Origin of the sequence: Cytobacillus solani, from assembly GCF_006704205.1 — a bacterium.
GTDB classification, from domain to species: Bacteria; Bacillota; Bacilli; order Bacillales; family Cytobacillaceae; genus Cytobacillus; species Cytobacillus solani.
The window spans coordinates 2,958,003-2,980,097 of the sequence record NZ_CP041305.1; the positions used below are offsets into that span (position 1 = coordinate 2,958,003).

Genomic DNA, 22,095 nt, shown 5'->3' on the forward strand with positions numbered 1-22,095 from the left:
AACGATTATCTTGCTGAGGTGAATAGGTTGGTTCGAACGGCTTTAGTTACAGTTACCCATGATCCACATGGGAGAAACGTCAGGCTTTTTCAAGAGTTCAAAGATCTGTTGGAAGATGTTTATTCCGAGCTTTTTATTACCGTAAGTGAGGAATCATCAATTAATCTAATGGATGTGTTAAAAAATAGTAAATTCAAAACAAAGAAAATCCCCAAATTAGGTGCAGCTTACGCAAGGAGAGAGGCTGTTAAGTTTGGTCTATCTGGAACAAGCCAGTACTTTCATTATTGCGATTTTGATAGGTTATTAACCTGGGTACAGAATCACTCGATTGAATTAAGAAAAATTGTAAGTTTACTCCCTCAATTTGATTATTTAATTTTAGGCAGAACAGAAAGAGCATTTAATACTCACCCAATTGAGTGGATAGAAACGGAAAAAATTACTAATAAGATTTTCTCTATAGAGCTTGGGAAAGAAGTGGACATTACTGCTGGTTCTTGTGGGTTCTCGAGAGAGGCTGGGAACTATATAAAGGACTACTCTAAAGAAAAAATGACAGATGCAGAATGGGCTATGATTGTACATAGAATCGCAAACTTAGAGGTTAAGTATCTCCCAGTGGAAGGATTGGAATATCAAGAGGATATAAATAGTATCAATGGACGTGTAACTGATTCGGAAGCATGGTTAAGTCGTTTAAAGTTAAGTTTCATAATAAGTGAGACAGCATGTAAAGTAGGGAAATATAAATAATTTATTATAGTGTTTACCAATCTGTACTGAACAAATAAAGGGCTAGAGAGCGTTGATCCAAGAAGGATTTACGCTCTTTTTCATAGAAGCTACTATACAAGGATATATGTAGTTTATAAGAAAGTAGTATATTATTAACCGAATGAGAGGTAGATTAAATGATTTCACACCGATTGCTTACACAAGAAGCTATAGTTCAATTAATCGATCAAGTTGATAAGGATCAGCACTTACTTTTTTACAGCTATTTAACACAACGAAAGGAAAAAGCCCAATTTATTGGTCAATATGCAGATAATCAGTTGACTGCTGTCTTAGCTTATCTAAGGGAGCTATCTTTTCCCGCCTTTTCCTTTTATCGAATCAATCATCAAGAAGTTTTCTTCCCAGAACTAATTGTTTTTACAAGATCTACTATTAAACTTGATAAAAATGCTATTTGCGGGATTATTCTATGTCAACGTGACCTTCAGCTTTTTCAGTCCTTTGGTCTCATTACAGGTATCCCGCGGCGTTTTTTTACAATGAAACATATAGATCAATCGAAGCTGCTCGAATCGAGCATGACTCAACTAGTTAAGGAGAATGAGTTTTCCAAGGTGATTGCTTTTTTACAAAAGGGAGAAATGAAGTTTTTTACAAGAAGTGAATTAGAGCGGTGTCCTTTCCTCGGAATAAAGGATGGTGGAGAATTCATTGCAATAGGTGGTTTTCATTTCTATGATCCTCAGCTTGTAGAGCTTGGGAACATTGTTACTAGACCAGACCACAGAGGGAATGGCCTTGCGAAGCTTGTAACGAGTGAACTTACACACATAGGCAAACAACTTTCATCAGATGTTTATCTCGGTGTATTAGCAGAGAACTTGCCTGCTGTACATATATATGAAAGTCTTGGTTTTCAAACAACAGCTGAGCTATCATTGTGGATTTTACAATGTCTTTGTCATAAAATTTCTTCCTTCTCCTATGTATAGTCTTGTTAGCAAGGAACACTGACTGGAGCAATAATGAAATTTCATTCCTCCTGTAGACTCACTGAATGCGTCTATTTGTCCTACCATTATCCAATTCCCTTCCCTTCAAGCTTTATGTAAAACATACAGCTTATCTCTGCTTTATCAATTAGTTAGCTAGCTAACTAATTGATAATGAATATCTATTCTCTTTTTTTTATGTGTAAAAAAGTGCAAATATTTAATTAATGGGTGTAAATCCAAATGGCCATTGAAATGATAAGATGTATCATAACATTTTAGATTAGCAGACCTACATTGGAGGATTCATAATGACAACCGATTATATTCAGCAGCTGTTTGCAGACCGTATAGGCGGATCGCGATTTGGATTGAAAGAGGAAATATATAAATTCGAAAAGATTAAACGAGCAAAAAGAGAAGCCATTCAAGCGAATCCTCATATGGAGTTGATTGATTTAGGAGTAGGTGAACCTGATGCCATGGCGGATGACAGGGTCATTCAAAAATTGACAGAGGAAGCAGGCAAGCCCGAAAATCGCTTTTATGCAGATAACGGCATCGCTGAGTTTAAGCAAGCGGCTGCTTCTTATATGGAAAAGGTATTTGGTGTTTATCATCTTAATCCGGAAACTGAAATTAACCATGTGATCGGTTCAAAGTCGGCATTAGCCATGCTGCCGACAGCTTTTATTAACCAAGGAGATCTTATACTAATGCCTTCTCCTTGTTATCCAATATTAGCTACCCATACAAAGTACTGTGGTGGGGATGTCGTTCAGCTGCCTCTTACGGAAGAAAATTTGTTTCTTCCAAAGCTAGACACATTGAGTGATAGTGTTCTAGAAAAGGCGAAGCTTTTGTATTTAAACTACCCGAATAATCCGACTGGAGCGACTGCAACTGCAGCATTTTTTGAAGAAGTTGTTCAATTTGCAAAGAAGCATAAGCTTATTGTTGTGCATGATGCCGCTTATTCAGCACTTGTTTTTGAAGGGGAAAAGCCGCTTAGCTTTCTCTCCGTACCAGGGGCAAAGGAAGTTGGCATTGAGCTTCATTCCTTGTCAAAATCTTTCAATATGACAGGATGGCGTATCGGTTTTATCTCAGGAAATGAAAAGCTTGTAAAGGCGTTTGCGACAGTTAAGGATAACAATGATTCCGGTCAATTCATCGCCATTCAGAAAGCGGCTGCCTATGCTCTTGCGCATCCGGAAATTACCATCCAAACTGCTGAAAAATATTCACGGAGGCATGAATTATTGGCAAATGCACTGGTTGCATGTGGCTTTAATGCGGAGAAGCCGAGGGGATCATTTTTCTTATATACGAGGGCGCCGAAAGCAGTGGCAGATGGTCCATCATTTCAATCGGCAGAGGAGTTTAGCCAATATTTAATACGAGAGCATTTAATCTCTACTGTTCCATGGGATGAGGCAGGTCAATATGTACGATTTTCAGTTACCTTCCAAGCAAATGGGATCGAGGAAGAGCTACGAGTAATCGAAGAGATTGCAGTTAGATTAAGGCGAGATACATTCATCTTTTGAAAGGAGGACCCTTATGCAATTTACGAAAATGCATGGATTGGGGAATAATTATATTTTTTTTAACCTATTGGATATGCCAATGGAAGATCAAGACTTTGAACTGCTTGCTAGAACAGTCTCTAATGTAAATACCGGAATCGGATCAGATGGCATGATCTTAATTTGTCCTTCTGAAATGGCTGATTTTAAAATGAGGATATTTAATGAAGATGGTTCAGAAGGGAAGAATTGTGGAAATGGCCTGCGATGTGTAGCGAAGTATCTCTTCGACCACATGTATGCAACAAGCACTGATTTTTCAATTGAAACGTTAGGCGGAATTGTTCATGTCAAGGTGGAACCGGATAAAAAACGGATTGTCCGATCGGTGACCATTGATATGGGAAAGCCAAAACTGACTAAAGGAATGATTCCGATGAAAGGAGACCCAGAAGCACAGACGATAAATGAACTCCTTACAATTGGCAAGCATAGTTTTCCTGTGACATGTGTTTCGATGGGCAATCCACATGCGATTCTATTTGTTGATAATATAGACACTTTTCCATTAGAAGAAGTCGGCCCTGAAATTGAATACTCCGATTTATTCCCTGAACGAGTGAACTTAGGTATTGTCCACGTGAAAAGCCGCCAAGAGATCTATTACCGTGTATGGGAGAGAGGCTCGGGGCTAACAATGGCATGCGGCACAGGTGCGTGTGCAGCTGTTGTTGCCGCCACATTAAATCACTTGGTAGATCAATATATTCCAATAACCGTTCATCTCCCAGGAGGGCAACTGACAATAAGCTTGGATGAAAATGACCATGTTTGGAAAAAGGGGGAAGCTGCCTATATTTGCCATGGTGAATTAGTTATGGAGAGGTAATCAAACAAGTGAAAAAATTTAGTAGTAAAACAAATTGAATCCAGTTCTCCTATGAAAAAGTAAAAAGGACATCAATAGCCCCTATTGAGTTCAGTTTTCCTGTAAAAAAAGCAAAAAAGGTTATCAATAGCCTCTATTGAGTTCAGTTTTCCTATAAAAAAGGCTAAAAAGGACATCAATAGCCCCTATTGAGTTCAGTTTTCCTGTAAAAAAAGCAAAAAAGGTTATCAATAGCCTCTATTGAGTTCAGTTTTCCTGTGAAAATAGCAAAAAGGTTATCAATACCCCAAATGATTCCAGTTTTTCTTATAAAATACTAAAAAAGGTCACCAATAATATTATTATTTTGCAAAAGGGAGGAATTTAGATGACAAAGTCTTATAGCAAAGACGAAATTATGAAAGTTGCCAAAGAGGAAAATGTTCGATACATCCGTTTACAGTTTACTGATTTATTCGGAACGATAAAAAATGTGGAAATTCCAATCAGCCAGCTTTCAAAGGCATTGGATAATAAAATGATGTTTGATGGCTCGTCAATCGAAGGATTTGTCCGTATCGAAGAGTCAGATATGTATTTATATCCTGATCTAGACACATTTGTTATTTTTCCATGGACAGCTGAAAAAGGAAAGGTTGCCCGATTGATCTGCGATATTTATCATCCAGATGGCACCCCTTTTGAAGGAGACCCCCGCAGTAATTTAAAACGTATTTTAAATGAAATGAGAGAATTAGGATTTACGGATTTTAATGTTGGACCAGAGCCGGAATTTTTCTTATTTAAACTAGATGGAAATGGCCAGCCTACGCTGGAGCTGAATGATCAAGGCGGATATTTTGATTTGGCACCAACCGATCTTGGCGAAAACTGCCGTCGTGACATCGTTATAGAGTTAGAAGAAATGGGCTTTGAAATCGAGGCTTCCCATCATGAAGTAGCACCCGGGCAGCATGAAATTGATTTTAAATATCAGAATGCATTAAAGGCATGTGATGATATTCAAACATTTAAGCTTGTTGTGAAAACTATTGCCCGCAAGCATGGCCTACATGCAACATTTATGCCTAAGCCGTTGTTTGGAGTCAACGGATCTGGAATGCATAGTAATCTTTCCTTGTTTAAGGAAGGGGAGAATGCTTTCTATGAGAAGAGTGGTTCGTTAGAGTTAAGTGAGACAGCGAGACAGTTTATTGCAGGTATTTTAAAACATGCCCCTAATTTTACAGCAATTACAAATCCGACAGTTAATTCGTATAAAAGGCTAGTGCCTGGCTATGAGGCACCGTGTTATGTCGCGTGGTCAGCGAGAAATAGAAGCCCGCTTATACGCATCCCAGCATCCCGTGGAATGAGTACCCGTGTAGAAGTAAGAAGTGTGGATCCTGCTGCTAATCCGTACTTGGCAATGGCCGTTTTATTAGCTGCAGGACTGGATGGAATAAAAAATAGTTTAACTCCTCCTGAGCCGGTGGATAGAAACATCTACATTATGTCTAAAGAAGAACGGATTGAAAATGGCATCGTGGATTTGCCGTCTACTTTAGCACATGCACTTGAAAATTTAAAATCAGATGAAGTAATAACAAGTGCGCTAGGTGTGCATCTTTTTGAACATTTTATTGAAGCGAAAGAAATCGAGTGGGATATGTTCCGTACGCAGGTCCATCCATGGGAGCGGGAACAGTACATTTTACAATATTAATAGCCAAAAAATAACGAAAGAGTGTGATAATCTGTGTGTGGAATAACAGGATGGATTAATTGGCATCGAGATTTGACAAAAGAAGAATTCATCGTGGAAAAGATGGCGCAAACCTTAGCAAAGCGCGGTCCAGATGCTTCGAGTGTCTGGAGCGCACGCCATGCCACATTTGGACATAAACGGCTTATCGTTGTTGATCCTGAAGGTGGCGTACAGCCGATGACTAAAACAAAAAACGGAAACACATATACAATCGTATATAATGGGGAGCTTTATAATACGGAGGACATTCGAAAAGAGTTAATTCAGCGTGGCCACTCATTTAAAAGCCATTCTGATACGGAAGTTTTTTTAACATCTTACATGGAGTGGGCAGAGGGCTGCATAGTCCATTTAAATGGAATCTTTGCCTTTGCTGTATGGGACCATAGGCAGGAGAAGCTTTTCATGGCGAGAGATCGACTAGGTGTGAAACCTCTTTTTTATAAGGAAGAGCATGGTTCATTATTATTTGGTTCAGAGTTAAAAGCCATTTTGGCTCATCCTAATGTGAAAGCGGAAGTCGATAGGGAAGGACTTCAGGAAGTGTTCGGATTAGGTCCGTCAAAGACTCCTGGTCATGGGGTTTTTAGGGGAATCAAGGAACTTCGCCCCGCCCATGCCCTTACATTTACGAGAGATGGCATGAAAATTTGGCGCTATTGGAATGTAGAAAGCAAGAGACACCAGCATTCATTAGATGATACCGTAGACCAAGTAAGATTTTTAGTGAAGGATGCTGTTGAACGCCAGTTGGTTGCAGATGTGCCTGTTTGCACTTTTTTATCAGGCGGTATTGATTCAAGCGCCCTCAGTGCCTTTGCTTCTGCTTATTTTAAAAAGGAAGGAAGGGGTTCACTCCATACGTATTCGATTGATTATGATCGCAACAGTGAGTATTTCAAAGCAAGTACGTTTCAGCCTGATCAGGATGGTCCATGGATTCAAAGGATGCAGAAGCATTTGGGCTCGATCCATCACTCAGCAATCATTGATAATGAACAGCTTGCTGACCGTTTGGAGGATGCTGTCCGGATGAGAGATTTGCCAGGCATGGCAGATGTCGACTCTTCTCTTCTTTGGTTTTGTGAGCAAATAAAACAGGATTTCACTGTTGCTTTGTCAGGCGAATGTGCAGATGAAATATTTGGAGGATACCCTTGGTTTTATAGAGAAGAATTGCTTCATACAAATGGGTTTCCATGGATGAGGTCGCATGCTGAAAGAGAGCAGCTGCTTCTTCCGAAATGGCAGGAAAAACTTGATTTGCAAAGCTATGTGAAGGATCGCTACAACGAAACAGTTGCAGAAACGCCGCTATTAGATGGAGAATCGTCAGTAGAAGCTCGCCGCCGGGAAATGTTTTATTTAAACATGGTCTGGTTTATGCAAACATTGCTTGATCGTAAAGATCGTATGAGCATGGGGGCAAGCTTAGAGGTGCGGGTGCCATTTGCTGATCATCGCATTGTTGAATATGCCTGGAATATCCCCTGGGACATGAAAATGCTAAATGGCCGTGAAAAAGGGATATTACGAAAGGCTTTAGAAGGGGTGCTTCCAAATGAAGTGCTATACAGGAAAAAGAGTCCATACCCAAAAACCTATCATCCACAATATATGAAACTCGTAAAAAATCGTCTAACAACTATCCTCAACAACAAAACATCTCCAATCCTAGAACTAGTCTCAAAGCAAAAAGTCCAAGATATTATTGATTCAGACGGATCCTCATTCAAAGTTCCGTGGTATGGTCAGCTAATGACTGGCCCTCAGCTCATCGCACATCTAGCGCAAATCAATATGTGGCTTGATCATTATAAAATTAATATTATTGATAACTAAAAAATGGGTCGTAAGAAAAGTGTGATCTACTTTTCTTACGACCCATTCTTAATTAATTTTCTTTCTAATAGTTCAACCAGTTGATACATAATTGTTGCACATACGGCAATCACAAGCAAAGAAAGCATGACAAGTGTGAAATTAAATACTTGGAATCCATAGATGATCATGTATCCAAGACCCTTTGAGGCGACAAGGAATTCACCAACAATGACACCGACCCAGGATAAGCCGACATTGACTTTGAGTGTGGAGATGATGACAGGGAATGAAGCAGGTAAAATGGCTTCCTTGAAAATTTGAAATCGGGTTGCACCAAAGGTTTGCAATACTTTAATATAGTTTGGATCGACTTCTTTAAATGAAGTATAGACAACAATTGTTGTGATGATGATGGAGATGATTGCCCCCATTGCCACGATGGATGTAAAGCTCGGACCTAGTGCTACGATCAAAATCGGGCCAAGTGCTACTTTAGGCATCGAGTTTAAGACGACTAAATAGGGATCCGCTATTTTTGAAAGCAGCGGTGACCACCAAAGGATGGCTGCAAGCAAGGTACCCAGTACAGTTCCTAAAATAAAACCAAATATAGTTTCAAAAAGGGTATAGCTTAAATCTACAAATAAGGTTCCGTCTTGTACTTTTGCAAGGAAGAGCTCCCATACTTTGGAGGGGGAACTAAAGATTAACGGATCAATCCATTGCAGCCTGCTAGCAATCTCCCATCCAGAAAAAAAGACTAGAAAAATAATAAGCTGGTAAAAACGGACCCATTTCTTTTCACGCTTTAACGATTGAAGATATCTACGGTGCCCCTGTTCAATGTTTGTTTGCGGGTTCAAGAGATTCCAGCTCCTTCCAGACAGTTTGAAAGATACTTGAATAAGCTTCATGGTTCCGTGCATTGAATGGAGTTGCTTCCCTTAATTCATCAGGCATAATAAACGTTTTATGAATCTGTCCTGGACTGGAAGAGAAGAGGAAAATTCGATCGCTCATCGCAATGGCTTCTCCAATATCATGGGTGACTAGAATCGCAGTTTTTCCAAACGATTTTAACGTATTTGAGACGAGATCCTCTAGCTTTAGCTTTGTTTGATAATCAAGTGCTGAGAAAGGTTCATCAAGCATGAGCAGCTTCGGCTCGGTTGCTAATGTTCTTACTAATGCAACACGCTGTCTCATTCCGCCTGATAGTTGTTTTGGATATTGTTTCTCAACTCCTTTTAGTCCCATTTTCTCAAGTAAGGTGAGCGCGTAATCTCTATTTGAATCATTAAGACTGCCATCAATTTTAAACCCTAATAAGATATTTTCTTCGATTGTTTTCCATGGAAAAAGATAATCCTGCTGGAGCATGTAGCCAATATTTTTGCTTGCCTCTTGAACATCCTTTCCCTCTAATGTAATCGCTCCTGCAGTCGGCTCAAGCAAACCGGCAATAATCGAAAGCAGGGTTGTTTTTCCGCATCCGCTTGGACCGAGGAAGGAAACAAATTCTCCCTCCCCGATCTCAAGGGAAATATCTGAGAGGGCCGTTGTGGCAGAGGTTTTTGTAAAATACGTATGGTGAATTTCCTGTAAACTTAAGAAATCCATTGGAGCCCTCCTTACTATCCTTTTTTTCATCATTTTTAACCTTGGTTTAGGAACGAAAAGCGAGTAATCATACCTGTTATTGAGTAAAAAGCAGATACACGGGAATGAATAGGAGTTACTTCATTACACCTTTAGCAATTTTTGTATTGACAAGTGTTTCATAGTCAATTCGTTCTGGAAGCTCGCCAGCCTCCTCCATGACATCTTGCAGGTTATTCCAGCCCTCTTCATTTAATATTGGATTTGTTGCAAAGGAGCCTTGATTTTTATACCGTTCAACAACCATTTCAATTGTTTCAATATTTGTGTTGTCAAAATAGCCTTTAATTGCATCAGCGATTTCTTCTGCACTATGTGTGTCAACCCATTGTTGAGCCTTATAAATAGCTCGTGTAAACTTTTCAACTGTTTCTTTCTTTTCTTTAATGGTGCTTTCTTTTGTCATAAATGTCGTGTATGGAAGGTTCCCAGATTCCTCACCGAATGAGGCAACGATGTAACCTTTTCCTTCTTGTTCAAACACACTGGCTGTTGGTTCGAAAAGCTGGACAAATTCACCAGTCCCTGAGGCAAATGCTGGAGCGATATTTGCAAAATCAACATTTTGGATTAAATCTAAATCTTGATGTGGATCGATGCCATGTTTCTTCAGAACGAATTCACCAACCATTTGCGGCATGCCGCCTTTGCGCTGCCCAAGGAAGATTGCTCCTTTTAATTGTTCCCAAGAAAAATTGTCTATTTTTTCACGAGAAACAAGAAATGTTCCATCTGTTTGAGTGAGTGCCGCAAAGTTGATAACAGGATCATTTGAGCCTTGTGCATAAACATAGATAGATGTTTCAGAGCCTACAAGGGCTATGTCGATACTATCTGACAATAATGCTGTCATGGTCTTATCTCCGCCAGCAGTAGTGGTCAGTTCGACATTCAGACCCTCCTCTTCAAAAAAACCCTTTTCAAGTGCAACATATTGCGGCGCATAGAAAATGGATCTTGTTACTTCTCCGATACGAATATTTTGAACCTTATCTTTTCCACAGGCTGCAAGGGGTATAATAAGAATGGCAATTAAAACAAGGGAAAAACTAACTTTTAGCCATTTTTTCATCGCTCAAACCTCCATTAATCACAAGATATATCAGCTTCAAAGCCTACATTATCGTATGAGGGTGCAAAAAATGTGTGAATGCCTAGAAAAACTTTTTATTTATAGATTTATTAGGGAAATCCGGTCAATATAATGATATTCCGGTCAGATTTAGGAATAATCCGGTCAAAATTACAATAATCCGGTCAGATTAAGAATGAATCCGGTCAATTGCAAGAATAGGAGATGAACTATAGATGGACCAAATCATACATAAGGAAAGGTTTCCATCACCTAACCCTGGCATCGAGTTATCTATCGTTACCTATCGATCAGATGGTTTAAAAGTAAAGGGGCTTTTAGCTGAGCCAAAAGGAAATGAAATCTATGATGGTTTTCTTTACTTACGCGGTGGTATCAAAAATGTTGGGAAAGTGAGGCCGGGACGTATTGTTCAGTTTGCTTCAGAGGGTTTTATTGTCTTTGCGCCATTTTACCGGGGAAATCAAGAAGGGGAAGGCAACGAGGATTTTGCTGGCGATGATCGAGAGGATGCCTTTTCAGCTTTTAGACTTTTGCAATCTCATCCAAGGGTAAAAGGTGCACATATTTTTGGCTTTTCTAGAGGCGGTGTCATGGCACTATTGACAGCCATTCAATTTCCTGAGGCAAAGTCAATGGTGACCTGGGGCGGAGTCAGTGATATGTTTCTAACATATGCAGAGAGAGAGGATTTACGACGAATGATGAAAAGGGTGATCGGTGGGACACCAACGAAGTTTCCGGAGCGGTACGAGTATCGAACGCCACTTTTTCAAATAGAGAGGCTACAGTCTCCCGTATTAATAATCCATGGGGAAAAAGATGAAAATGTCTCAGCCGAACATGCCTATCGTTTAGAGAAAAGATTAAAGGCACTAAACAAAAAAGTAGAAAGCTGGTATTTTCAAGGATTTACTCATTACTTTCCACCCGCAATTAATCGAAAGGTCGTCCAGGATTTAACGAATTGGATGAAGAAGCAGTAAGAAGTTGAAAAAGGAATTGCCATTTAAGGCAATTCCTTTTTTCGGGGAATGAAGCTGAATTTACAACATCGATATATAGAGTATATTAAGCGGTTGGACCGCCTTTTTCTTCAATTTCAGATGGAACGTTTGAGAACTTCTTGAAGTTTTCACGGAACTTAGCTGCAAGTTCTTTCGCTTTTACTTCATAGGCTGCTTGATTGTCCCAAGTTTTGTTTGGCTGGAGCACTTCATCTGGTACACCAGGTACATGCAGTGGAATTTCTAGGCCAAAAATTTCATCCTTAATGGTTTCTACATTGTTCAATTCGCCTTCTAGAGCAGATTGAACCATTGCACGAGTATATGGAAGCTTCATACGATTTCCAACCCCATATTCGCCGCCAGTCCAGCCTGTATTCACAAGGTATACCTTTGCATTATGCTCATCGATTTTCTTACCAAGCATTTCAGCATATTCAGTCGCTGCACGAGGCAAGAATGGTGAACCAAAGCATGTAGAGAAGGTTGCTTCTGGTGAAGTCACTCCACGCTCTGTACCAGCAAGCTTAGATGTATAACCGCTAAGGAAATGGTACATTGCTTGCTCTTTCGTTAATTTAGAGATAGGAGGAAGGACGCCAAAGGCATCAGCCGTTAAAAATATAATCGTATTAGGGTGTCCAGCAATACTTGGATCTACAATATTATCAATCGCTTGGATTGGGTAGGCAGCACGAGTATTTTCAGTTAATGTGTTGTCATCATAGTCGGCCACTCGGCTCTCGCTATTAATAACTACGTTTTCTAGCACTGCACCAAAACGGATTGCATCAAAAATTTGTGGTTCTTTCTCACGAGTAAGGTTGATGCATTTCGCATAGCATCCACCTTCAATATTGAAAACACCGTTTGGAGACCATCCGTGTTCATCATCACCGATTAAACGACGATTTGGATCTGCTGATAAAGTTGTTTTTCCAGTTCCAGAAAGACCGAAGAACAGAGCAACATCCCCTTCAAGTCCAACGTTAGCAGAACAATGCATAGGGAGAATTCCGTTTTCTGGAAGCAGATAATTCATGATAGAGAATATTGATTTCTTGATTTCACCAGCATATTCAGTTCCGCCAATTAATACCGTACGTTTTTCAAAAGAAACAATAATAAAGGTTTCAGATGCAGTTCCATCAACAGCAGGGTCCGCTTTAAAGTTTGGTGCGGATATAACTGTGAATTCTGCTTGGTGATCCAATAATTCTTCATCTGTAGGGCGAATGAATAGCTGATGTGCAAATAAGTTATGCCAAGCGTACTCGTTAATGACTTGGATTGGCAGTCTATGTTTTTTATCAGCGCCTGCAAATCCTTTAAAAACAAACACTTCGTCTTTTTCTTGTAAGTAGCTTAACACTTTATTATATAAATTAGAGAATACTTCTTCAGAAATTGGCTGGTTCACACTTCCCCAATCAACTGTATCTAATGTTGAAGCTTCTTTCACAATATACTTATCTTTAGGCGAACGGCCTGTATATTTGCCAGTTGTTGCAGCAACAGCTCCAGTTGATGTCAGTGATCCTTCATTACGGTTCAATACCTTTTCAACAAGCTGAGGGACAGACAATTGAATTTGAATATTATTACCTTTTAGTAAATCAATCAATTTATTTGGAATGCTAACAGAATTCATCTGATGAATACCTTCCTTTATCCAGGATTATTTTTGAAAGTGATTACATCTCCTAATTAGTATAACACATTTAGATGATTAATCTATACTATTAAGAAATTTTTCTTTAAATTAATAAAAATGTCACAATTGGTTTTAAGCCAATGTAAGAAGGACACTTGAAAAAACAGGAAGAACTCCTTCCATATATGTTAAAATCGTAATAACAAAACATAAATGGGATGATCTTATGAAATCGACTGCATTATACGATGGAACATGCTCGTTATGCAAGGAATCTAAGCGAATTTTTTGTAAGCTTGACTGGTTTCGTCAAATCGAATGGGTTTCATTACAGGAATATGAAAAAAATGAACATCCACTTTCGTTTGATAAAGCTAGTTTGCGAAAAGAACTTCATATTATTACATCCAATGGTCATGTGTTAAAAGGCTTTTACGCAATAAGATATTTGTTTCTTCGTCTCCCTATGTTCTACCTTTTAGGAGCTTTTTTATATATCCCATTTTCCTATTTAATTGGAAATCCAGTGTATCAATGGATTGCAAAAAATCGCCACAAATTTTTAAAAGGAAAATGTGAAGATGGAAGTTGTTCATTATAGTATAGGTTATTAATGAAAAAACAAGAATTTTATACAGATAGTTATTGACATGAATTCATTTTATACGTTATGATTTTACCTTGAACGGATACTCTCTTATCCCGAGCTGGCGGAGGGACAGGCCCAATGAAGCCCAGCAACCTGTTAAAGATTTTTTTTAGCAAAGGTGCTAACCTGACGCAAGGACTTAGGGCCTTGAACGATAAGAGTGAAAGGCGCGAATCGATTTGTTTTCAACCTTTTCACATATGAAAAGGTTTTTTTGTACTTTATGAACTTTTAATTATGGATTAAAGTATAATAAAAACGAAGGCTTTCGCCATAACAACTTGGCGATAAGCAAAGTTTTTATAATGCAAATTTGATGGACGGCTTTTGGTTTTTTGAGTTTTTTAATATGACTGTGTTTAAGTGTTAAAGGGGCATATTAATAAAAACTCCCTGTTTATTTCATACTACTTAGGGAATGAGTTCCGTATCAACCTAAGGTTGCTTTCTGCTAAGTAATCTTGCCTATTATATAAATAAGGAGGAATCCAGATGTCAACAAAGCGTCGTTTGTTTACTTCTGAATCAGTTACTGAAGGCCATCCGGATAAAATTTGTGATCAAATTTCTGATGCGATTTTGGATGCCATTTTAGCAAAGGATGCGAATGCACGTGTTGCTGCAGAAACTTCTGTAACAACAGGTCTCGTTCTGGTAGCTGGTGAAATTACTACTTCTACGTATGTAGATATTCCGAAGATTGTACGTGAAACGGTGAAAGAGATTGGCTATACACGTGCAAAATACGGTTTCGATGCGGAAACTTGTGCGGTATTAACATCGATTGATGAGCAATCTGCGGATATTGCGATGGGTGTTGACCAAGCACTTGAAGCACGTGAAGGTTCAATGAGTGATGAAGAAATCGAAGCAATCGGTGCAGGAGATCAAGGCTTGATGTTTGGTTATGCTTGTAACGAAACAAAAGAGCTTATGCCGCTGCCAATTTCATTAGCACATAAATTATCCCGTCGTTTAACAGAAGTGCGTAAAGAAGATATTCTTCCGTACCTCCGTCCAGATGGTAAAACGCAAGTAACAGTAGAATATGATGAAAATAACAAACCTGTTCGTATTGATACGATTGTTATTTCAACTCAGCACCACCCTGAGATTAGCCTTGAGCAAATTCAACGTAATCTGAAGGAGCATGTGATTAACCCCGTTGTTCCGAAAGAGCTAATTGATGAAAATACAAAGTATTTTATTAACCCAACAGGCCGTTTCGTTATTGGCGGACCTCAAGGGGATGCTGGTTTAACTGGTCGTAAAATTATTGTTGATACTTACGGCGGATATGCTCGCCATGGCGGTGGTGCATTCTCTGGTAAGGATCCTACAAAGGTTGACCGTTCAGCTGCTTATGCTGCGCGTTATGTGGCGAAAAATATTGTAGCCGCAGAATTAGCAGATAAAGTAGAAGTTCAGCTAGCTTATGCAATTGGCGTTGCGCAGCCAGTTTCCATTTCTGTCGATACATTTGGTACTGGAAAAGTTAGCGAGGATGTATTGGTTGATCTTGTTCGCAAACATTTTGACCTTCGTCCAGCTGGTATTATCAATATGCTTAACCTACGTCGCCCTATTTATAAGCAAACAGCTGCATATGGCCACTTTGGCCGTACAGATGTGGACCTTCCTTGGGAACGTACGGATAAAGCAGAAGCTTTACGAGCAGAAGCAACAAAATAATATAGAAAACAGGAACTGCATTTTGCGGTTCCTGTTTTTTTGTGTGTTTTGAAACCTGAAATATCAAATAAAGGTTGAAAAGGATGCAGAATATAGAATGGAACCTGGAATATCCAAATATAGGAAAATCCAGTCGAAAAAAAGAGAATAGGAACCCCCTTGATGACGATATACATAATTATAATTAAAATAGGAAATATTAAATCATTATATGCCATTTATTTTTGAAGAGCTTTGTAATAATGCCCCTTTTCGGCATATTCTCTGCTTATGCGTTCCATTTCCTTTATATCTTCTTGTGTTAATTCACGAATCACTTTTGCAGGTCTGCCAAACGCAAGTGTGTTCGGTGGGATTTTCTTTCCTTGAGGAACAAGGCTCCCTGCCCCGATAAATGCCCCTTCGCCAATTTCAGCTTGATCTAGTACAATAGAGCCCATCCCAATGAGAGCTTTTTTCCGAATAATGCAGCTATGAAGAATAACTTGGTGACCGATAGTTACTTCATCTTCAAGAATTAATGGATTGTTTGGGCTTTGATGGAGGACAGAATTGTCTTGAATATTTACCTTTTTTCCAATAATTGTAGGAGCCACATCGCCTCTAATAACAGTATTAAACCAGACACTTGAATTTTCTCCTATCTCTACATCTCCAGTAATTGTTGTGAAATCAGCAATAAATGCAGAATCAGCAATTTTCGGCATTTTATCTTTATAAGGATAAATCATTTGTAACGCCCCTTATATTCGTATTTACAATTTATTCTAACATAGGTAGATGAGACAAAAAGGAACTTGTAAACTCAAATTGCTGAAAAAAATGATTTAAATGAAAAATAACGGGATAAAATGTGATGAATTCCGGTTTCTAAGCTATAATTTAGAAAGAATGGTTTTTCGCTTCAACATAAGGTTTAGGAGGAAATATGATGTGGAAATGGGAAGCTGAAGGAGAGGCTAAAGCGGTCATTGTAATGGTTCATGGTGCGATGGAGCATCATCGCCGCTATGGGTGGCTTATAGAAAAATGGCGATTATCAGGTTTTCATGTCATTATGGGAGATCTTCCTGGCCAAGGGATGACAACAAGATCAAGCAGGGGCCATATCGAATCATTTGATGAGTATCTTTCCGAAGTGAAGGATTGGATTCAAACAGCCTATCAGTTTGATTTACCTGTTTTCCTTTTTGGTCATAGTATGGGTGGATTAATTTCCATTCGCCTGCTTCAGGAGGAAAAAATGAATCTAGCTGGAGTGATCCTGTCTTCTCCATGTCTTGGATTAATTAAAAAACCTTCTAAGTTGATTGATATTCTTTCGATCGGGCTTAATCTGATTATTCCAAGCTTAAGAATGGATTCGGGACTTACTGTAGATATGGCAACGAGCAATCAGGATGTTCGTGATGCGGATGCGAATGATGCTTTGTATGTAAAGAAAGTGTCTGTTAGATGGTATCGAGAACTACTGAATGCGATTAAACTAGGATTTGAAAAGCTTGAAAAGATACAAGATGTTCCGCTGCTTGTTATGCAGGGTGGGGATGACTTGATTGTCAATAAGAAAACAGTGAGCGAATGGTTTAATCTTGCCCCTTTTTCCGAAAAGCGGTATAAAGAATGGCCTAAATTTTATCATGAAATATTTAATGAGTCTGACCGGGAAGATGTATTTGAATATGCAAAGGATTTTGTTTCCAGTCAATTAAAGGCAATTGGTTATATTGAGAATTAAGAAGAAATTGTCTAGCGCAAGCATCCTATCGCTGGCATACAGGATATACTAGTGTCGACAATGCGATAGGATAAGGAGAACTTCGGCAGCGGCATATCAAACTGACCAAAAGGAAAGCTTATTGGGTAACGTCACGCTTTTATCGACCTCGAGGTCACAAGCCAATCTGGCAAGGAGGTCAAAGAACAATGCCAGTTTGACTTGTGCTTGTCGGGGGTGAGCACTAAGGACCCCTACTTAGTGTAATGATCGCAAGAACAATCAGTTTTTGATTGTTCTGAAGCCGCTTGCATATTTCTTTAAGGAGTGAATTTATGAGCGTTCCTTCCATGCCAATTAGTTTAATGTCTAAAGTCTATCGAAGGGTCTTGCCATTAGTTCATAAGGAATTAAACTATTGGAAAGAAAGAGCTGAGGAGATTCCAGATCAGGAGTTAAGGAAGCAGGCATTGGCAAGCATTGAACATAAAACCTTTCATTGTGAGGGCGGTTCGATTATGGCATTAATGGCAAAAGAAAAATTTCCATTAGCCATTAAGTTTATTGTTGCGTACCAAACAATTAGCGATTACTTAGATAATTTATGTGACCGCAGCACATCTCTCAATGCGGAAGATTTTTCGGCTCTTCATGAGTCTATGATGGATGCACTAACTCTTGATGCAAAACCGAAGAATTACTATCGCTTTCGCATGGAGCAGGAGGATGGCAACTACTTAGCTGACCTTGCAGCTACCTGCAGGAATGTACTTTCAGAAGTTCGAGACTATAAAGAAATTAAGAATTATCTGTTCGAGTTATGTCGGTATTATTGTGATTTGCAAATCCACAAGCATGTGAAAGTTGATGAGCGGGTTCCACGCTTGCAAGAATGGTTTCAACAATGTAAAGGTAGAATTCCTGAAATGGAATGGTATGAGTTTTCTGCGTGTTCTGGATCCACATTAGGAATCTTCTGCCTCATTTCGTATGCAATGAGGGATGACTTTGAAATAGGGTATGCTGAAAATATCCGCAATGGCTATTTTCCTTACATACAGGGTCTGCATATTCTTTTGGATTATTTCATTGATCAGGAAGAAGATCTTGCAGGCGGGGATTTAAACTTTTGTTTTTATTATGAGAACGAGGAAAAGCTATTTAATCGGTTAAAACATTTTGTCATTGAAGCGGACAAGCATACGGAGCAGCTTCCGCATAAACGGTTTCATCAGTTAATTAATCGTGGTCTGCTCGGTATTTATTTATCAGATAAAAAAGTAAGAAAACAAAAGAATGTCAAGAAACTTGCAAGGAGCATGATAAAAACGGGTGGAGGAATTAGCTATTTCTTCTACTGGAACGGAAGGGTATATCGTGCCATGCAAAATTGGATTCCTGCCTCTTTTAAGAGAGTGTTATTACGTTAAAAAACCTGCAAAAATTTTGCAGGTTTTTTGATTCTATTACCGTTTTTCAATCGCAATAATAAATGGTGGATTGTTCTCCTGATTAATAAATTGATACTGCAATACATGAGCAGCCTTTTGATCCAAATGTTTCACAAATGGAAGAAGTGCATCTCTTTCTATTGCTCCTTCTTGATGTCCATGGTAAATGACAAGCACAATGATGCTCTCAGGAGCCATAATTTCAAGCAGCTGCTTTATGGCAGAGATTGTTGTCGAAGGAGTTGTAACAATCGATTTGTCCCCTCCAGGCAGGTAGCCTAAATTAAAAATAGCTGCTTTTATTTTTCCATGGTGAGATTCTGGAATACTGGTAAGAATATGTTCATGCCCTTTATGAAACAAGGTAACTCTATCTGCAAGCTGCTCATCCAACAAACGTTTTTGCGTATTCGAAACAGCCTCTTCCTGAATATCAAATCCAAAAACCATTCCAGATTCACCAATCAAATGAGCTAGGAATAGTGTATCATGCCCATTGCCAAGCGTGGCATCAACAACGCAGTTACCATGAGATACAGTTTTTTCAATCAATTGCCGGGCAAAAGGCAAAATTCCATCAAGCTTCATGCTTGAATCTCCACTTGACTTGGCTTATAAAACTTACCCTGCCAGCTGTTTCTTCGTTTTAACTCTGCATCAATCGCGTTAAGGACTTCCCACTTATTTACGCTCCACATTGGTCCAACCATTAACTCAATTGGACCATCACCTGTAATGCGGTGAATAATCATTTCTGGTGGTAAAATTTCTAATTGGTCGCAAACTAGGCTTACATAGTTTTCAAACGATAAGAACTCAAGCATTCCCTTTTCATATTGCTTGACCATTGGTGTTCCTTTTAAAAGGTGAAGCAGGTGAATTTTGATTCCTTGTACATCAAGCTTTGCTACTTCTTTCGCGGTTTCCATCATCATTTCTGGCGTTTCGAGCGGGAGGCCGTTAATGATATGTGTACAAACGCGAATGCCATGCTTTCGAAGCTTTTCTACTCCTTCAACATAGCATTTGTAATCATGTGCCCGGTTAATTAGAAGAGCGGTCCTTTCATGAACCGTCTGCAGCCCAAGCTCCACCCATAAATAAGTTCGTTCATTTAGCTCAGCTAAATATTCAACGACATCATCTGGAAGACAATCAGGTCTTGTCGCAATGGATAAACCGACAACACCTTCCTGCTGCAGCACTCTTTCATACATATCTCTCAACACTTCAACAGGTGCGTGTGTATTTGTGAATGCCTGGAAATAGGCCATATATTTGCCATCTTTCCATTTATGATGCATTTTTTCTTTAATTTCATTAAATTGTGTTTCTAGATCATCTGCCCGGTTGCCGGCGTAGTCCCCTGATCCTGCAGCACTGCAGAATGTACAGCCACCATGTGCAACTGTACCGTCCCGATTCGGGCAATCAAAGCCGCCGTCAAGTGCAACCTTAAATACTTTATGGCCAAATTCATTCCGTAAATGGTAATTCCATGTATGGTAACGTTTGTCATCAGCGGCAAACGGAAAAGGATTTGTCTGAGCCATTCAGAAACCTCCTATAAGTAAGTCATATCGAAAATACTGCATAAAAATAATCATAACATGAAGTAATACTGATAGCCAAAGTAAATTGTTTCAAGTTATATTGCCAGCAATTTATATAATAGGAAGCGAAAATATGAACAAACTAATGGATGAAGCCTGAAGCTTCTTAAAAACCCATTCTGAAGTAGGAGGGGAATAGATGGCAACTCGTGAATCGATGGATAAGCTTATTCAACAATGCGAGGATGCGATTCGCTTTGCACATGATCAGTATGAAGAGGGGAGACTGCAGGCGCATTATAATGATGAAGGGTATACAAATGCGCTTCAATCTCTTGAGAATGCTTATAATGACTTAGCTAAGATGGCACTTAGCGCGAATGCACAGCAGCGAGAGCAGCTTCATCGAATGAGGCTCCAATTGCAGCAGCTTCAGAACCAGATGATAATTCTTCCGCATGATTAGGAGGGAATGGAATGGTGAAAAAACGTTCAAAGCAGAATAACCCTGAACAGAAAACGAAAAATGGCGTAAATAGCAATGATTTAGAATTAGGCAGTGATTTTGATTTAGTTAAGCAGGCAAAGAAAATGTATGAAAAAAAAGGACAGCCAGTTACATCCAAATTCCATCCTGAATAAGAATAATAAATGCCCTGATGCGATCTTATGCATCAGGGTTTTTAATTAGTGAATTTTCCTCGTTCACAAAGTGGTAAAGAACTTACAGATATAACGTGCTTAAAGTCACAGATGAACAGCCTTATAAAATGGTTTAAATAAGGTAAGCAAATAAAGAGGGTCTCGATGGATTAAAAGAATAGACTTTACTTCAAGTTGTGTCGGTTCTTTTCTAAAAGTATACATGTGAAATTATTCACAAAATGTTCATAATATGAGTTTCCCATCGGAAAGGGTGTCAAATGATGAAAAAAACAATCTTGACTTGGATAGGGATGATGATTTTCCTTGTTAGTTTACCAAGCTACACAGGAGCTGAAAATCAAGCCTCTATCCTCAAGATGGAAGAGTTAAAGGTTCAAGTTATGCCAGAGTATGCTAATCATCCAAAGGATAAAGAAAAAAGTCATCCTTCTTTATTGATTGGTTATCATGGCACGTTAATCAATCCGACAGATCGACCCGTTAAAGGAGAAATTGAGATCCCTCTTCCAATGGACGAGGATGAATTCCGAATAGGATTTGTCGCAGATTATAATCGAGATTTAACAGAGCTGAATGAAATCGAATATGAAATGGATAAAAAAAATCGAACAATCTCGTGGAAAACAAGCGAAGATATACGGCCAAATGAGCCATACAAATTTGTCGTTGAATATTATACAAACCAATTAATTGGTAACAAGGAAACAAAGAAATTATCGTATCAATTTAAAAGTTTTGCTGATATTGGTCTCGTCAGTATGGTTTTTCTAGAACCATTGAAATCTGAGAGCTTTCAATTAACTCCCGCAGCTGATTCCCACCAAGAAAATGGATATGGGATGAATATGTTCTTATACCAGATTCAAGGAATGAAGCCCGATGTGACCAAAGAATTTCAGCTTGAGTATAAGCGGTCAGAAACAAAAACAACAATGGAAATTATGGAAGAGATGACAGGAAATTCGGAGCATGCAGAAAAAGCAATGCAGAAAAATGAAACGCTGCCAATGTGGTTAATTCTTACTGTTGTTGGGGGTGTAAGTGCAATCGCTGCAATCCTGCTTATTTTCCTCATGAAGAGGAAAAAAGGGTCTCATCCGATTCACAATAAACAATCAGGTGAGATACAGAAAGATGAAAAAGCGAAAAAATCGCGTTTACGAGCAATGCTTTTAGAAGGGAGTATTTCTCAACAAGAATACGATGAATTGCTAAAAAAACTAGGGGGATAA

General features: G+C 39.0%; 21 protein-coding genes and 1 riboswitch. Of the genes, 14 read left to right on the forward strand and 7 right to left on the reverse strand.

The window, feature by feature from the left end; all coding sequences use genetic code 11:
* Positions 1–27 precede the first annotated feature (27 nt).
* From FI644_RS14885 to asnB, 6 genes are all read left to right on the forward strand, one after another.
* Entirely contained in the window at positions 28–756 is a 729-nt protein-coding gene (locus tag FI644_RS14885) for a hypothetical protein (protein ID WP_053477414.1), read from the forward strand.
* A gap of 158 nt (positions 757–914) precedes the next feature.
* Entirely contained in the window at positions 915–1,733 is an 819-nt protein-coding gene (locus FI644_RS14890) for a GNAT family N-acetyltransferase (RefSeq protein ID WP_142108583.1), read from the forward strand.
* 311 nt (positions 1,734–2,044) lie between these two features.
* Positions 2,045–3,283: an LL-diaminopimelate aminotransferase gene (locus FI644_RS14895; RefSeq protein ID WP_142108584.1), complete on the forward strand. Its 1,239-nt coding sequence runs from the start codon at positions 2,045–2,047 to the stop codon at positions 3,281–3,283.
* A 13-nt stretch (positions 3,284–3,296) separates the two neighbouring features.
* Entirely contained in the window at positions 3,297–4,151 is an 855-nt protein-coding gene (gene dapF / locus FI644_RS14900; protein WP_053477411.1) for a diaminopimelate epimerase, read from the forward strand.
* Positions 4,152–4,518: 367 nt separating this feature from the next.
* Positions 4,519–5,856, forward strand: a complete 1,338-nt coding sequence (gene glnA / locus FI644_RS14905) for a type I glutamate--ammonia ligase (RefSeq protein WP_142108585.1) — start codon at positions 4,519–4,521, stop codon at positions 5,854–5,856.
* Positions 5,857–5,889: 33 nt separating this feature from the next.
* Positions 5,890–7,740 (forward strand): asparagine synthase (glutamine-hydrolyzing), encoded by a 1,851-nt coding sequence (gene asnB / locus FI644_RS14910; RefSeq protein WP_142108586.1) that lies wholly within the window; start codon positions 5,890–5,892, stop codon positions 7,738–7,740.
* 35 nt (positions 7,741–7,775) lie between these two features.
* On the opposite strand, the gene FI644_RS14915 is transcribed toward asnB, so the two are convergent.
* The 3 genes from FI644_RS14915 to FI644_RS14925 all read right to left on the reverse strand — a co-directional run bounded on the left by FI644_RS14915 (position 7,776) and on the right by FI644_RS14925 (position 10,453).
* A complete protein-coding gene (locus tag FI644_RS14915) occupies positions 7,776–8,585 on the reverse strand; it encodes an ABC transporter permease (RefSeq protein ID WP_053477408.1) in 810 nt (269 codons plus the stop codon).
* Positions 8,563–9,342, reverse strand: a complete 780-nt coding sequence (locus FI644_RS14920) for an ABC transporter ATP-binding protein (RefSeq protein WP_053477407.1) — start codon at positions 9,340–9,342, stop codon at positions 8,563–8,565. Before FI644_RS14920 ends, FI644_RS14915 begins: the two co-directional genes overlap by 23 nt.
* A 115-nt stretch (positions 9,343–9,457) precedes the next feature.
* Positions 9,458–10,453, reverse strand: coding sequence for an ABC transporter substrate-binding protein (locus FI644_RS14925; RefSeq protein WP_053477406.1), 996 nt, complete (start codon positions 10,451–10,453; stop codon positions 9,458–9,460).
* 236 nt (positions 10,454–10,689) lie between these two features.
* Between FI644_RS14925 and FI644_RS14930 the strand changes: the two genes are divergently transcribed.
* Positions 10,690–11,460: an alpha/beta hydrolase family protein gene (locus FI644_RS14930; protein WP_053477405.1), complete on the forward strand. Its 771-nt coding sequence runs from the start codon at positions 10,690–10,692 to the stop codon at positions 11,458–11,460.
* Between the two features lie 85 nt (positions 11,461–11,545).
* Here the strand turns inward: FI644_RS14930 and pckA are convergent, their stop codons facing one another.
* A complete protein-coding gene (gene pckA, locus FI644_RS14935; protein ID WP_053477404.1) occupies positions 11,546–13,132 on the reverse strand; it encodes a phosphoenolpyruvate carboxykinase (ATP) in 1,587 nt (528 codons plus the stop codon).
* A 229-nt stretch (positions 13,133–13,361) separates the two neighbouring features.
* Here pckA and FI644_RS14940 point away from each other — a divergent pair, with 229 nt between their 5' ends.
* A complete protein-coding gene (locus FI644_RS14940) occupies positions 13,362–13,736 on the forward strand; it encodes a thiol-disulfide oxidoreductase DCC family protein (RefSeq protein ID WP_053477403.1) in 375 nt (124 codons plus the stop codon).
* A 93-nt stretch (positions 13,737–13,829) separates the two neighbouring features.
* A riboswitch (SAM riboswitch) is annotated at positions 13,830–13,945 on the forward strand.
* Positions 13,946–14,276: 331 nt separating this feature from the next.
* On the forward strand, positions 14,277–15,476 hold the full coding sequence (gene metK / locus FI644_RS14945) for a methionine adenosyltransferase (RefSeq protein WP_053477402.1): 1,200 nt from the start codon (positions 14,277–14,279) through the stop codon (positions 15,474–15,476).
* Positions 15,477–15,694: 218 nt separating this feature from the next.
* Here the strand turns inward: metK and FI644_RS14950 are convergent, their stop codons facing one another.
* On the reverse strand, positions 15,695–16,207 hold the full coding sequence (locus FI644_RS14950) for a gamma carbonic anhydrase (protein WP_053477401.1): 513 nt from the start codon (positions 16,205–16,207) through the stop codon (positions 15,695–15,697).
* A 200-nt stretch (positions 16,208–16,407) separates the two neighbouring features.
* Here FI644_RS14950 and FI644_RS14955 point away from each other — a divergent pair, with 200 nt between their 5' ends.
* Both FI644_RS14955 and tbcS read left to right on the forward strand, forming a co-directional pair.
* Positions 16,408–17,214 carry an alpha/beta hydrolase gene (locus tag FI644_RS14955; RefSeq protein WP_053477400.1) on the forward strand — a complete coding sequence of 269 codons (807 nt, stop codon included), beginning with the start codon at positions 16,408–16,410 and terminating at the stop codon, positions 17,212–17,214.
* A 314-nt stretch (positions 17,215–17,528) separates the two neighbouring features.
* Positions 17,529–18,623: a tetraprenyl-beta-curcumene synthase gene (gene tbcS, locus FI644_RS14960; protein WP_053477399.1), complete on the forward strand. Its 1,095-nt coding sequence runs from the start codon at positions 17,529–17,531 to the stop codon at positions 18,621–18,623.
* Positions 18,624–18,659: 36 nt separating this feature from the next.
* On the opposite strand, the gene mnmM is transcribed toward tbcS, so the two are convergent.
* Positions 18,660–19,232, reverse strand: coding sequence for a tRNA 5-(aminomethyl)-2-thiouridylate-methyltransferase MnmM (mnmM, locus tag FI644_RS14965; RefSeq protein WP_053477398.1), 573 nt, complete (start codon positions 19,230–19,232; stop codon positions 18,660–18,662).
* Entirely contained in the window at positions 19,229–20,197 is a 969-nt protein-coding gene (gene mnmL / locus FI644_RS14970; protein WP_053477397.1) for a tRNA modification radical SAM protein MnmL/YtqA, read from the reverse strand. Before mnmL ends, mnmM begins: the two co-directional genes overlap by 4 nt.
* A 199-nt stretch (positions 20,198–20,396) precedes the next feature.
* Between mnmL and FI644_RS14975 the strand changes: the two genes are divergently transcribed.
* The 3 genes from FI644_RS14975 (at position 20,397) to FI644_RS14985 (ending at position 22,095) form a co-directional block, all read left to right on the forward strand.
* The gene (locus FI644_RS14975; protein ID WP_053477396.1) at positions 20,397–20,663 is read left to right on the forward strand and encodes a YtzC family protein; all 267 of its coding nucleotides are present in this window, start codon (positions 20,397–20,399) and stop codon (positions 20,661–20,663) included.
* 14 nt (positions 20,664–20,677) lie between these two features.
* Complete coding sequence (locus FI644_RS14980; protein WP_172797722.1) at positions 20,678–20,839, forward strand: glycogen biosynthesis protein GlgD; 162 nt, start codon at positions 20,678–20,680, stop codon at positions 20,837–20,839.
* Between the two features lie 284 nt (positions 20,840–21,123).
* The gene (locus FI644_RS14985; RefSeq protein WP_053477394.1) at positions 21,124–22,095 is read left to right on the forward strand and encodes a hypothetical protein; all 972 of its coding nucleotides are present in this window, start codon (positions 21,124–21,126) and stop codon (positions 22,093–22,095) included.

Excerpts from the sequence above, each read along its gene's own strand:
- FI644_RS14930 (WP_053477405.1), top strand. The coding sequence starts at position 10,690 with ATGGACCAAATCATACATAAGGAAAGGTTTCCATCACCTAACCCTGGC.
- FI644_RS14985 (WP_053477394.1), top strand. The coding sequence starts at position 21,124 with ATGAAAAAAACAATCTTGACTTGGATAGGGATGATGATTTTCCTTGTT.
- mnmM (WP_053477398.1), bottom strand. The coding sequence starts at position 19,232 with ATGAAGCTTGATGGAATTTTGCCTTTTGCCCGGCAATTGATTGAAAAA.
- mnmL (WP_053477397.1), bottom strand. The coding sequence starts at position 20,197 with ATGGCTCAGACAAATCCTTTTCCGTTTGCCGCTGATGACAAACGTTAC.
- metK (WP_053477402.1), top strand. The coding sequence starts at position 14,277 with ATGTCAACAAAGCGTCGTTTGTTTACTTCTGAATCAGTTACTGAAGGC.
- glnA (WP_142108585.1), top strand. The coding sequence starts at position 4,519 with ATGACAAAGTCTTATAGCAAAGACGAAATTATGAAAGTTGCCAAAGAG.
- tbcS (WP_053477399.1), top strand. The coding sequence starts at position 17,529 with ATGAGCGTTCCTTCCATGCCAATTAGTTTAATGTCTAAAGTCTATCGA.
- FI644_RS14955 (WP_053477400.1), top strand. The coding sequence starts at position 16,408 with ATGTGGAAATGGGAAGCTGAAGGAGAGGCTAAAGCGGTCATTGTAATG.
- FI644_RS14975 (WP_053477396.1), top strand. The coding sequence starts at position 20,397 with ATGGCAACTCGTGAATCGATGGATAAGCTTATTCAACAATGCGAGGAT.
- FI644_RS14920 (WP_053477407.1), bottom strand. The coding sequence starts at position 9,342 with ATGGATTTCTTAAGTTTACAGGAAATTCACCATACGTATTTTACAAAA.
- dapF (WP_053477411.1), top strand. The coding sequence starts at position 3,297 with ATGCAATTTACGAAAATGCATGGATTGGGGAATAATTATATTTTTTTT.
- FI644_RS14890 (WP_142108583.1), top strand. The coding sequence starts at position 915 with ATGATTTCACACCGATTGCTTACACAAGAAGCTATAGTTCAATTAATC.
- FI644_RS14925 (WP_053477406.1), bottom strand. The coding sequence starts at position 10,453 with ATGAAAAAATGGCTAAAAGTTAGTTTTTCCCTTGTTTTAATTGCCATT.
- FI644_RS14950 (WP_053477401.1), bottom strand. The coding sequence starts at position 16,207 with ATGATTTATCCTTATAAAGATAAAATGCCGAAAATTGCTGATTCTGCA.
- pckA (WP_053477404.1), bottom strand. The coding sequence starts at position 13,132 with ATGAATTCTGTTAGCATTCCAAATAAATTGATTGATTTACTAAAAGGT.
- FI644_RS14940 (WP_053477403.1), top strand. The coding sequence starts at position 13,362 with ATGAAATCGACTGCATTATACGATGGAACATGCTCGTTATGCAAGGAA.
- FI644_RS14895 (WP_142108584.1), top strand. The coding sequence starts at position 2,045 with ATGACAACCGATTATATTCAGCAGCTGTTTGCAGACCGTATAGGCGGA.